The organism is Variovorax sp. PBL-H6 (genome assembly GCF_901827155.1).
GTDB lineage: Bacteria > Pseudomonadota > Gammaproteobacteria > Burkholderiales > Burkholderiaceae_C > Variovorax.
The window spans coordinates 71318-83139 of sequence record NZ_LR594659.1; the positions used below are offsets into that span (position 1 = coordinate 71318).

The window sequence follows — 11822 nt, forward strand, 5'->3', positions numbered from 1 at the left end:
GGGGCAGAGGTAAAACCCGATGCATGCCGGCGAAGAGCTTGAGTGCCAGCGTGCGGTCCTCGAGCTCGGGACCTCCCGGGTACTGCGTGTACCTGTAGACCGAGGTCGTCACCACGTCGAACATCGGGGCGAGCCACACATCCGCGGAGGAGCGATACAGCACGCCGAAGTTCTTCAGGTGCGCATCGCCGTTGCGGACCATCACGGAAAAGGCCACCTGCTGGAAGAAGCGGTGCAGGTTCTCGCTGTGCAGCCGCAGCTGCCGCAGCAACTCGGCGATTCGCTGATAGCTGCCCTGGTACTTCCGGTCCGACAGGATCTCGCGCACCCGCAGGCCTGCCAAGGCTGCGACGTCCTCGAAGCCGAGCCGCTCGATGCTGCCATCGTCGTGCTGCACCAGATCGAAGCGGTCCAGGATCAGCATCTGCCCGTCGTCGGAAAGGGCGAAGCGCCGCTCCCGCTGCCGGACATCCGCTGCACCCTTGTCAACTGTGCGCCGGCGTGGCGCAGTACCATGGCCGCGCCATGGCCTGCCCCTCGTGCGGATACGACGTCGATCGCGAATTCGCCTTCTGCCCGAAGTGCGGGACGCGGCTCGTGGCGGCACCACCGCCCCCTGCGCCCGACTCCGACCGCCGCATGGTCACCGTGATGTTCGCGGACCTGTCGGGCTTCACCGAACTGGCGGTGGCGATGGACGCCGAGGACCTGCGCTCGCTGCAGACCGAGCTCTTCGACCAGATGGCCTCCACCATCCGCCGGTTCGATGGCTTCGTCGAGAAGTTCGTCGGCGATGCGGTCATGGCGGTCTTCGGTGCGCCGGTGGCGCACGAGGAAGACCCCGAGCGCGCCCTGCGCGCCGCCCTGCTGCTGCACCGACGAGCCGCCGCGCTCGGTGAGCGCTGGCGGGCGCGGACCGGCCGGGCGCTGGCCCTGCACATCGGCGTCCACACCGGCGCGGTGGTCGCGGGGCAACTGGGCTCGGAGGGCGATGCCGCATACGCGGTCACCGGCGACACGGTGAACGCCGCCTCGCGCCTCCAGAGTGCCGCCGGCCCCGGGCAGACCGTGGTCAGCCACGCGACCTGGCAACTCACCCGGCATGCCTTCGGCTTCGAACCGTTGGGCGAGCTGGCGCTCAAGGGCATCGCGCAGCCGATGGCCGCCTATCGGCTGGAGGATGCGCTGCATGCCCCACAGCCGACGCGCGGCCTGCAGGTGCACGGGCTCACCAGCGAACTGGTCGGCCGTCAATCGGAAATGGAGGCCCTGCTCCAGGCTTTCGAGCACATGGGCGCCGGGCAGGGGCGGCTGGTGCGCATCGTCGCCGAGGCCGGCAGCGGCAAGACCCGCCTGCTCTCGGAGTTCCTGGAACGTCTCAAGAGGGAGGGGCGGCTGGGGAACGTGGCCTTGCGCCGCGCCGCCTGCTCCCCGCTCGGCGAGCGCGCGTACGGCGTGCCGGCGGCGCTGCTGCGCGATGCCTGGGGCCTGGACACGCGCGACGCAGACGCGACCGCGCGGCAGAAGATCGACGCGGAGCTCGCCGCCCTCGGCCTGCCCGAATCGGAGATGCAGGCGCTCGCCGCCTGCCTGGGCCATGTGCTGGGTCTCGAGGGCGAGGACGCGCACACCCGCTACCTCGACCCGGAGCAGCTCAAGCAGCAGATCTTCTTCGCCGTGCACGCCGTGCTCGAGCGACAGCTGCAGCAGGTCCCCGTGATCATGATCGCGGAAGACCTGCACTGGACCGATGCCGGCTCCCTGGAACTGCTGCGCTTCTTGCTGGAGCGGCTGCGCGACCGGCCCTTCATGCTCTTGGTGACGCAACGTCCGGCGCCCGCCCTGGAGGCCTGGGCCGCGGGCGCGACGGCGCAGACCGTGCTGCGGCTCGAGCCGCTCTCGGCGCGCCACAGCGACGCCATGCTCGATTCGCTCTTCGGTGCGCGAACCCTGCCCGGCGCGCTGCGGCAGCGCATCGTCGAGCATGCCGGCGGCAATCCGCTCTTCCTCGAAGAGATGGCGCGCGCGCTCATCGCCGATGGCCTGCTGTCGCGCCTGCAGGGCCGATGGGTGTACAGCTCCGGCACTGCCACGGTCCAGGTGCCGCAGACCATCAACGGCTTGCTGCTCGGCCGCATCGACCGCCTGGCAGCGCCCGTGCGCGCCGTGCTGCGCGAAGCCGCGGTCATCGGCCCCGAGTTCGACGAGGCCCTGCTGCGCGGCGTGGCGAGCGCGCCCGAATCCGTGCCGCGCGCCCTCGACGACCTGGTCGAGTCCGGCCTGCTGGCCGCCCTGCCGGCGGAGGATGGCCGCGAGTTCCGTTTCCGGCAGGGCCTGGTCCAGGAGGTCGCCTACCAGAGCCTCCTGCTGCGCCGCCGCAGCGAGCTGCACACCCGCATCGCCGAGGCGCTGGAGCTGCAGTGCGGCGGCGCGCCGCGGCGGCTGGAGGAACTGCAGGCCCTGGCCCACCATTTCCGGTTGGGCGCCGACAAGGCGCGCGGCGCGCACTACCTGAACGCCGCCGGCGACTGGGCGCGCGGCACCTACGCCAATGCCGACGCCATCCGCGACTACACGCTCGCACTCGAGACCCTGGCCCCCGGCGAGGGCGCCGACGAGCAGCACCTGGTCGTGCGCGAGCGCCTGGCCGACGTGCTGGCGCCGGCCGGCCGCATCGCCGAGGCCACCCAGCACCTGGAGACCGCCCGCGAAGGCCGGGCGCAACGCGGCGACCGCATGGCCGAAGCCCGCCTTCTCGGCAAGATCGCCGCTCTGCGCTGGGAAGCCGGCGAGCGCGCAGAGGCGCGGCAGTGCCTGGCCACCGGCCTCGCGCTCGTCGAAGGCGAAGCACCGCACATCGAGCGCGCCTGGCTCTACCAGCGCATGGGTGAGCTGCTCTTTCGCGACGCCGACAACCACGGTGCCCTCGAATGGACCCAGCGCGCGCTCGCCCACCTGGAGACACTCGAATCGGCCCAGGCTGTCGACAAGGATGAGCGCCGCAACGCGCGCACCGCCGCCGCGCTCGCGCTCAACACCCAGGGCGTGGCCCTGGCGCGGCTCGACCGGCTCGACGAGGCCGTCACCCGGCTGGAGCAGAGCGTGGCAGTCGCCCGCGAGGCCGACCTGCCGCAGGCCGAATGCCGTGCCCTGTGCAACCTGGGCGTGCTCTACAGCTCCAGCCACCCGCAGCGCGCCATCGAGGCCTGCGAGCGCGGCCTCGAGACCGCGCGGCGCATCGGCGACCTCGGGCTTCAGTCGCGCCTCTCGGCCAATCTTGCGGTCGCCTACTGCACGCTGACCAGCCGCTGCGACGAGCGCGGCGTGGGTGCCGCCCATGCCGCCATCGAGATCGACCGCAGCACCGGCCAGCTCGACCACCTGGCCGTCTCGCTCGTCGTGCTGGCCCAGATCTACCAATGCCACGGCGAATCGGCCCGCGCGCTGCGGCACTACCAGGAGGCTTTGGCCCTGGCCGAGAAAAGCGCCGAGCCACAGTTACTCTTTCCTTGCTATGAAGGGCTTGCAACCCTCTACCTCGATGCCGATGATGGTGTGCAGGCCGAGCGCTACATGGCGCTTGCCCGGGACATCTGCGATCGCGCGGGCCTCGATCCCGATGCGCTCGTCGTGCTTCCGTTCCTTTGCTGATCCCTCTGCGGGAAGGAGTCCTTCATATGGCCTCGACGATGCACCCCGTGGCGCCCGGCGAACAGGCGCCGAACTTCGCCCTCCCGGCTGTCGCTGGCTCGGGCCTCATCTCGCTCGATGACTACCGCGGCCGCAGTCCGCTTTTCCTGTCCCTGATGCTGGGCTTGTGGTGCCCCTTCTGCCGCCGGCAGCTGGCGCAACTCGGTACCTTCGAGGACAGGCTCAAGGGCATGGGTGTCGAGAGCCTGGCGGTGGTTGCCACGGCGCCGGAGAACGCTCGGCTCTACTTCAGGTTCAGGCCCATCCGCATGCCGCTGGCCGCCGACCCCGATCTTTCCACCCATCGCGCCTACGGCCTGCCGAAACCGGAGCCCACGCCGGCCATGATGGAAGCCATGGAGACGGTGCGCATCAACCCCTTCGGCGACCTGCCCGAGCCGCTGCCGATTGCGCAAGCGGGGAAGGTGCTGCACGAGCGGGATGGCTACCAGTACACACCGGCCGACCAGGGCGACGTCGAAAGGCAGTGGCCGCAGCTGAAGGGCCTGTTCATGATCGACCGCACGGGAGTCGTCCGGTGGGCTTACGTGGAGTGCGCGACGGAAGGGCTGGCGGGCATCGGGAAGATGCCGTCGGAGGAGGAAATACTGCAGGCGGCGCGGGAGTGCTCTGGGTGATGAGGGAGTGAGGCGATCCCGGGCGCCGTCGATTGGACTGCGCAGAAAGAACGGCGAGAGCTACGTCGCGCTGATCGACGCCGATCGCCTCGGGACCGAAGCGAGTGTGGCGCAAGCCTGCGACAAGCTGCTCGACGGCATGCCCTGACCCCCACCCGCGGCTGCAGGCCGCCCGACATCAGAAGGCGTGCCTGATCCCGAAGTCGTAGCCGATGGACCTGCGCGGCTCCATTCCATTGGCGCTGACATAGGCAGGCTGGGGCAGGATGGCCGGCAGGCTCAGCACCAGCGGGGTGACGCCCATCACCGTCGGGTTGTTGTGGCCGTTCCGGATGCTGATGCGCGCCACCGACGCATACAACGCCGTGCGCTTCGACAGGTTGTGCACATAGCCGAGTGCCAGCTTGTTGACCGAGGCATCGCTGTCCGGCAGGCCATTGCCGTTCTTGAAATCTACCCGCGCAATCGATGCGCGGATCACGCCCGGCCCCACCGGCACATTCACGCCGGCGACGAGCCCGTCATAGCGGTCCGTCAGCCGCCCGGGAAGGGCCGGGGTGCCATCGCGCGCATCGCGCACGCGCGACCACTCGCCAAGCACCTTCGCCACTCCGAAATCGTAGGAGCCGCCGATGTTCAAGCTCTTGATCTTCTCGCCACCGGGCGTGGTGCTGACCAGGGTGCTTTCACCATAGCCCAGTGCCACGTCGGCCTTGCCGTCGGTCCATCCCACGCGCCCGCCCGCGTAGCGTCCCCGCTTCGAAGGGCTGCCGGGCGTTGAACTGGCATCCACGTTCTCGTGAAGCGCGTATTGCGCCTGCCCATAGAAGCCCGCCAGCCCCGCCGGCAGGAAGTAGCTGATGGCGTTGCTCGTGCGCAGATAGCTGTCGGTACCGGCGGAGAGCCCCCCGTTCAAGAGCCCGCCGGTGGCAAGCGCCCGCGAAGCCGCCAGGTTGCTGTTGACCACCGCGATGAGGTTGGTGCCGACGCCGTTGACGCCGAAGGGATCGAACACCGCGTCGTTCCAGAACGAGGCCGTGTAGTCGCGCCCCAGTCGAACTTCACCGAACGGGCCGGACAGGCTCACCGTGGAGCGACGGCCGAAGTTCGCAATGCCGGAGGCGCCCGAGTCGTTGGCCACCGGCGCTTCCAGCCAGAAGCTCGCCGCCAGCCCGCCGCCCAGGTCTTCGGTCCCTCGAAAGCCGATCCTGCTCGAGTTGTAGCCCGAGTTCGACAACACCTTCTGGCTCTGCGTCACCTCCCGCGGCAGCGTCGCGCCCCAGGAACGGCTCTTGACGCTGTAGTAGCTGATGCCCGCATCCACCACGCCGAACAGCGTGAGGGACGATTGCGCCGAGGCGGTCCCGGCAGCGGCGAGCGCGCACAGTGGCAACACGAGTTTCTTCATGCTGGGTTCTCCTCACATCGATCATTTGAATTGGGTGAATTGCGCGGCGGATCAGGGCACCAGGACGGTGGACCCGGTGGTCTTGCGCGACTCCAGCGCGCGATGGGCTTCGGCCGCTTCCGCAAGCTGGAACACCTGCTGGGGCTCGCTGACGATGCGCCCGGCCAGCACATGGCCGAACAGCTCCCGGGCCATCTCCAGCATGTGCGCGCGCGGCTGGATGTAGTGCACCATCGCCGGCCGCGTCACCCAGAGTGAGCCCTTGGCCGCAAGCGTTTGCGAGTCGATCACCACCGGGCCCGACGACGTGCCGTTGCTCACCAGCGTGCCCCGCGGCTGCAGGCAATCCAGCGACGCCTCGAGCGTGTCCTTGCCCACCGAGTCGTAGACCACCGGCACGCCCTTGCCGCCGGTGATCTCCTTCACCCGCTGCACGATGTCTTCGCGCGAGGTCACGATGGTGTGGGCGCAGCCGTTGGCCTTGGCGAGCGCCGCCTTCTCGTCGGTGCTGACCGTGCCGATCAGGGTCACGCCCATCGCGCGGGCCCACTGGCAGGCGATCAGGCCCACCCCGCCGGCTGCCGCGTGATAGAGGATGGTCTCGCCGCCCTGCAGCGGAAACACCTGGCGGAACAGGTACTGTGCCGTCATGCCCTTCATCATCAAGGTGGCCGCCGTGCGGTCCGACACGCCGTCGGGCAGCGGGATCAGCACATCGGCCGGCATCACCCGCACCTGCGAATACGCGCCCTGCGGTCCGATGAGATAGCCGACGCGGTCGCCGACCTGGATGTCCGTCACGCCGGGACCCACCGCTTCGACCACGCCCACCGCATCGGAGCCCAGGCCGTTGGGTAGCGCAAGCGGATAGCGCCCGCTCCGAAAATAGATGTCGATGAAGTTCAGCGCAACATAGCTGTGGCGCACGCGAGCCTGGCCGGGGCCGGGATCGCCCACCTCCACGTCCTCCAGCTTCAAGACCTCCGGGGCGCCGGTCTCGTAAAAGCGAATCGCCTTGACCATGTCTCGTCTCCTCTTTCTCTGTCTTGGGGGGGCGGCGCTCAGTCGAGCTTGATGTTGAAGGTCTTCACGATCTCGGCGTTGCGGTCGTATTCCTCCCGCAGTTCGCTCTGAGCCTGCGCCAGCGAGCGCTCCGGCATCGGCTCGAAGCCTGCGCCGATCAGCCGCTCGCGCACCGTTGCGTTGGCCGCGACCTTCTGCAACGCCGCGTGGATCTTCTCGGCCACCGGCGCCGGCATCTGCGATGAGGCAATCACGCCCGTCCAGTTGCTGAAGTTCAGCCCCGAGTAGCCCAGCTCCGCCAACGTGGGCGTGTTGGGAAACTCCGGCATGCGGGCCTTGGTCGCGACCGCCAGCAGCCGCACCTTTCCGCCGGCGATCAGGTTCTTGGAGGTGACGGCCCCGTCGAACATGAGCGGAACCTGCCCGCCCATCAAGTGAGCCAGCGCCGGCGCCGAGCCCGGGTAGGGCACATGCTGCATGTCCAGCCCCGCCGCCTTGTTCAGGATGGCACCGGCGTACTGCGACGCCGTCCCCGCGCTGTACGAGGCATAGGACACCTGGCCCGGATGCGCCTTCACGTAGGCGATCGCCTCCTTCGCGTCCTTCGCAGGGAACTGCGGCGACGAGATGAAGAGCATGGACGAGAGCGCCATGAGCGAGAGCGGCTTGACGTCCTTGAGCGGATCGAAGCCGCCCTTCAGCACGTGCGGCACCTCGGTGAGCACGTTGCTGGCCGTCACCATCAGCGTCTGGCCGTCGGCCGGCTGCGAGAGCAGGTACTTGACCGCGATGGAGCCGCCCGCGCCGGGCTTGTTCTCCACCACCACGGGCTGGCCGATGTCGCGCGAGAGCTGGTCGCTCACGATGCGCGCCATCACGTCGATGGTGCCCCCTGGCGGCGCAGGAACGATCATCTTGATCGGCTTGTCGGCAAAGGCGAATGCCGAGACGGGCGCCAGCGCCGAGGTGGCGAACGCGGCACACAGGGCCAGGTGCAAAGAGTGCTTCATGGGACCTCCGATGCCGCGCTCAGGCGGCCTTGCGCAGGAAGCCTTGCTGGCCGCCATTGCGATTGGGTGCGAAGCCGTTGGCCAGCAGCGTCTCTTCGATCGTGTCGTAGAACACGCCGATCTTGCAGATCTCGCGCGCCTGCTGCGCAGTTGCAATCGGCCGGCCGAATTCGCGGGCGATGCGCACCAGCTGCTCGATCTGCCCCACCGTGCCGATCTTTGCGGTGCGCGACTGGTTCCAGAGGTTGTCCTCGGTGCCGCAGCGCACGTGCAGCCCCAGCGCAATGCCCATCATGTTGATCGGCAGCACATTCAACACCGAACTCTCCACCGTCAACATCGCCCCATCAGGCACCGCACGCACGAAGTTGGCGAGGTTGTAGATGTTCGGCGCGTCCATGCCGCCGCCGATCGCGACCCAGTTCAACGCCAGCGGACCCTTGTAGATGCCGCGGCGCATCAGGCGCTCGACCGATTCGAAGCTGTTGATGTTGTAGCACTGGAAGGCGCTCTGGATGCCCGCGGCCGAGAGGCGGCGGATGTGTTCCTCGGCCCAGCCGGGTTGCGCCGGCACCGTCATCTCCTTGTAGGCGTTGAAGACCGCCGGGTCTTCCATCGAAGTGCCCTGGATGTCCCGCGCGTCGAACTGCTCCAGGATGTTCATCTGCGAGGTGTTGATCGTCACCGTCACCTGGTCGGGCTTGGGGTCGAGCTCCGCCAGCATGTGGCGCGTGTCGTCGCTCAGCCACTTGGCGGCGGCGCCATCGCTCTCGGGCGCGAAGCTGATGGAGCCGCCCACCTGGATGATCATCTCCGGCACACGCTCGCGCACCCCGGCGATCAACTCGTTGAACTTCGAAAGCCGCTTCGAGCCCCTGCCGTCCAGTTCGCGCACATGCAGGTGCAGCACCGTGGCGCCGGCCTCGTAGCAGTCCACCGCCTTCTGGATCTGCTCTTCCATCGTCACGGCGATCTCGCCGGGAAAGTCCGAGGGCACCCACGACGGCGCGTAGGGTGCGGCCGTGATGACCAAGGGCTGCTGGTTTTCGGGGAACAGGTGTCCGTCGAGGAAGTTCATTGAATGCTCCGTGAAAGTCGAGGGGGATGTCGAAGGGGATGAGGGGGCAGGTCAGAACGTCGGCGTGCCGACGATCCCCGCGCGTTCCATCTTTCGGTGGCAGGGCGGGTAGTCCATCACCGCGTAGTGCTGCGTGGCGCGGTTGTCCCAGATCGCCACGCTGTTGGGCTGCCAGCGCCAGCGCACCTGGTATTCGGGGATCGCGGCCTGGCTGATCAGGTACTGCAGCAGGGACGACGAGCCCTGCACGAAGTCCTGCCCATAGCGCACGTTGGCCGGCGTGTGGAAGTTGGTGAAGTGCGTGGCGAAGCTGTTGACGAACAGCACCTTCTCGCCCGTTTCGGGATGCGTGCGAACCACCGGATGCTCGGCATCCGGGAACTGTGCCTTGAGCATCAGCCGCTTCTCGGCCGGCATCGCCGCGCCGAAGGTCGCCTCGATGCTGTGGCGCGCCCGCAGTGGAGCGATCAGCGTCTTGATGTGCTCGGGCAGCTTCGCATACGCCAGCGCCATGTTCGCCCACATCGTGTCGCCGCCCACCGGCGGGCACTCGACGCAGCGCAGCACGCAGCCCATCGGCGGCACTTCGCGCCAGGTCGCGTCCGTGTGCCAGCTGTTCTCATAGCGATCGTTCGGCGCATCGGGCGTCTTGTAGATGCGCACCAGCCCGGGGTATTCGGGATCGCTGCCCGCAACCGGATGGTCTTCCAGTTCGCCGAAGCGGCGAGCGAAGGCAACGTGGTCCTCGCGACTGAATGCCTGATTGCGCAGGAACAGCACCTTGTGCCGCAACAGCGCAGCCTTGATCTCGAGAAACAAGTCGTCGCCGTGAATCGCCTCGGCAAGGTTCACCCCATGGAGCTGTGCTCCGATGGCGCATGTCAGCGCTTCGATCTGCATGTTTTGTCTCCTTCTTTGCCCTGAGTCTCAAGGGCTCGGGCAGTGATCGAACTGTAGGAGTCGCACCATGCCGGCGCTTTGCACTTGATGTCATTCGCTTGACATTTGATGCCAGAATCAACGCACGACTGAAAGGCTTCACGATGGCCGCCCTCGTGCGCGCAGCGGCGCTGACGAACTTCCTTGAAGTGGCACAGGAGCTCGGGCTCGATCCCGGCGCAGCGTTGCGCAAGGCAGGACTGCGCACCACGCTCATTCGCCAGCCCGACCAGCTGGTCGAAGCCGATCGGGTCGCACGCCTGTTCGAGGATGCCGCCCGCATAACAGGTTGCGGGTCCTTCGGCCTTCGCATGGCAGCGCGGCGCCAGCTGTCGAACTTCGGCGTGGTCAGCCTGCTGCTCATGCACCAACCCACGCTGCGCCAGGTGCTGCTCACGCTCATCGGGCACCTGCACCTGCTCAACGAGAGATTGGCGATCGAGCTCGAGGACGTCGGCAACATGGTCGTCCTGCGCGAGGAGCTGGCGCTGTCGGTGGCTGCCCCTCAGTCGATCGAATTGGCGATCGGCGTTCTCTACCGGATGGGCGAGGTCCTTCTCCAGGAGCGCTGGCGACCGACCAGCGTGAGCTTCACGCACGGAGCGCCTGCGGACCCGGCATTTCATCGTCGCTTCTTCAAATGCCGGATCGAGTTCAATGGTGCGTTCAACGGGCTCGTGTGCCGCGCTGCCGATCTGGACGTGGCCAATCCGGCCGCCGACCCTGTGCTGGCCGAGTACGCCAGGAAGATGATTGCCGATCTCCCGGATGACCGGCAGCGCTCCATGGACCAGGAGGTTCGCAAGGCGATCTACCTGATGCTTCCGACCGGCCGTGCGACCTGCAAATCCGTCGCGTCAGGCTTGGGCATCAGCATGCGCACCTTGCAACGGGAGCTCGATGGGCGCGAAGTCACCTTCAAGGCGCTGATCAACGAAGTGAGGCAGGAACTCGCGCGCCGCTACGTTGCCAATACCCACCACAGCCTGGGTGAAGTGGCGGCGATGCTGGGCTACACCACGCACAGCGCGTTCACCCGATGGTTCGGCACGCAGTTCGGGTGCTCTCCGGAAGCGTGGCGCACTCGTTCGGCGCCACCGACGACGAGCCGTGCCGGCCGCCAACGGCGTACGCATGCGAGGCGAGGCGTCGGATAGGGTCGTTTCCGGACAACCAGAGGTAGATGTGCGTGGTCGGCGTCGCGCCATGGGGCCGGCACCGAGGCGAGGCTTCCGCCTTCGTTTCCCGTCGAGACCTGGGAGCGCATCGCCGGGGGGATGCGGTCACAGGTTGGGCAGTTTGAAAGCGGGCTGCGCGCGCTCGAGGGCGGCTAAGTGGCCCATTCGGTCGGCCCTCCGCCGCCTACCTACTTGCCCTTCTCGCGGATCGCCTTCCACTTTTCATCGTAGTCGTCGATCAGCTGCTGGTATTCCTTGAAACCCAGATCGGCGATCTCGTCCCGTCGTTCCTCGAACGTGGGGCTGCGCTCCTCGAACTCCAGGCGTGCCTTGAGGTTCTCCAGGTCACCACAGTGACCCATGATCACCACCCACAGCTCGCGTGGCGTGTAGAAGCCGCCGGCCAGCGTGATCAGCGTGATGATTGCGCTCAGGACCAGCACCACATTGCTCGCAGCGATGCTTCGTTCGGGTCCCAAGGTCTGGAAGCCCGTGATCACCGTCACCAGCGCCGAGAGCGCAGCCGCCGACATCTGGTAGCCGAAGTTCAGCCGGCGATACCACTTCGCCAGGCCGAGGCGCCGCTTGCAGGTGGCGTCGATCTGGCGGTAGAGGTAGTCGAGCTGGGTTTCGGCGTGGGGGCGTCGCTCGGCGCCAGGCGTGGAACCGGAATCGGACGCGAAGCCCGGCTCGCGTTGCTGGACGATGGCGGTGGGCTCGGCTGACATGGCACGGTCATTTCATGGGGCTCTCGGCTTCGAGAGACCCGGGGGATGATGCAGCAGCCTTGGTGCGGGTTCTATATGCTGAAAGTTCTAGTTTGTGGCGAGGTACCGCCGCGGTGCTGGGTTCGTTTCC

At 67.6% G+C, this 11822-nt stretch carries 10 protein-coding genes and 1 pseudogene; 4 read left to right on the forward strand and 7 right to left on the reverse strand.

Annotated elements, in window-relative coordinates:
* Window positions 1-97: 97 nt before the first annotated feature.
* A pseudogene (locus tag G3W89_RS32915) lies at window positions 98-610 on the reverse strand (HipA domain-containing protein); the annotation flags it as partial.
* On the opposite strand from G3W89_RS32915, the gene G3W89_RS00365 reads away from it, so the two are divergent.
* Genes G3W89_RS00365 through G3W89_RS00375 form a run of 3 tightly spaced genes read left to right on the forward strand, consistent with a single transcriptional unit; the run spans window position 526 to window position 4476 of the window.
* A complete protein-coding gene (locus G3W89_RS00365) occupies window positions 526-3651 on the forward strand; it encodes an adenylate/guanylate cyclase domain-containing protein (protein WP_232076232.1) in 3126 nt (1041 codons plus the stop codon). The pseudogene G3W89_RS32915 and the gene G3W89_RS00365 sit on opposite strands and share 85 nt — an antisense overlap.
* Before the next feature lie 26 nt (window positions 3652-3677).
* Window positions 3678-4328: a redoxin domain-containing protein gene (locus tag G3W89_RS00370; protein WP_162572258.1), complete on the forward strand. Its 651-nt coding sequence runs from the start codon at window positions 3678-3680 to the stop codon at window positions 4326-4328.
* A gap of 7 nt (window positions 4329-4335) precedes the next feature.
* Complete coding sequence (locus tag G3W89_RS00375; RefSeq protein ID WP_162572259.1) at window positions 4336-4476, forward strand: hypothetical protein; 141 nt, start codon at window positions 4336-4338, stop codon at window positions 4474-4476.
* A 30-nt stretch (window positions 4477-4506) separates the two neighbouring features.
* Here the strand turns inward: G3W89_RS00375 and G3W89_RS00380 are convergent, their stop codons facing one another.
* The 5 genes from G3W89_RS00380 to G3W89_RS00400 are packed head-to-tail and all read right to left on the reverse strand — an operon-like array spanning window position 4507 to window position 9747.
* Entirely contained in the window at window positions 4507-5736 is a 1230-nt protein-coding gene (locus G3W89_RS00380; RefSeq protein ID WP_162572260.1) for a porin, read from the reverse strand.
* 51 nt (window positions 5737-5787) lie between these two features.
* A complete protein-coding gene (locus G3W89_RS00385; protein WP_162572261.1) occupies window positions 5788-6759 on the reverse strand; it encodes a quinone oxidoreductase family protein in 972 nt (323 codons plus the stop codon).
* Between the two features lie 38 nt (window positions 6760-6797).
* Window positions 6798-7769, reverse strand: a complete 972-nt coding sequence (locus G3W89_RS00390) for a Bug family tripartite tricarboxylate transporter substrate binding protein (protein WP_162572262.1) — start codon at window positions 7767-7769, stop codon at window positions 6798-6800.
* Between the two features lie 19 nt (window positions 7770-7788).
* Window positions 7789-8847, reverse strand: coding sequence for a 3-keto-5-aminohexanoate cleavage protein (locus G3W89_RS00395; RefSeq protein ID WP_162572263.1), 1059 nt, complete (start codon window positions 8845-8847; stop codon window positions 7789-7791).
* A gap of 51 nt (window positions 8848-8898) precedes the next feature.
* Complete coding sequence (locus G3W89_RS00400) at window positions 8899-9747, reverse strand: TauD/TfdA dioxygenase family protein (protein ID WP_162572264.1); 849 nt, start codon at window positions 9745-9747, stop codon at window positions 8899-8901.
* Between the two features lie 143 nt (window positions 9748-9890).
* Between G3W89_RS00400 and G3W89_RS00405 the strand changes: the two genes are divergently transcribed.
* On the forward strand, window positions 9891-10943 hold the full coding sequence (locus tag G3W89_RS00405; protein ID WP_162572265.1) for an AraC family transcriptional regulator: 1053 nt from the start codon (window positions 9891-9893) through the stop codon (window positions 10941-10943).
* 209 nt (window positions 10944-11152) lie between these two features.
* Here G3W89_RS00405 and G3W89_RS00410 read toward each other — a convergent pair whose 3' ends face one another.
* Entirely contained in the window at window positions 11153-11692 is a 540-nt protein-coding gene (locus G3W89_RS00410; RefSeq protein ID WP_162572266.1) for an SLATT domain-containing protein, read from the reverse strand.
* Between the last annotated feature and the right edge of the window lie 130 nt (window positions 11693-11822).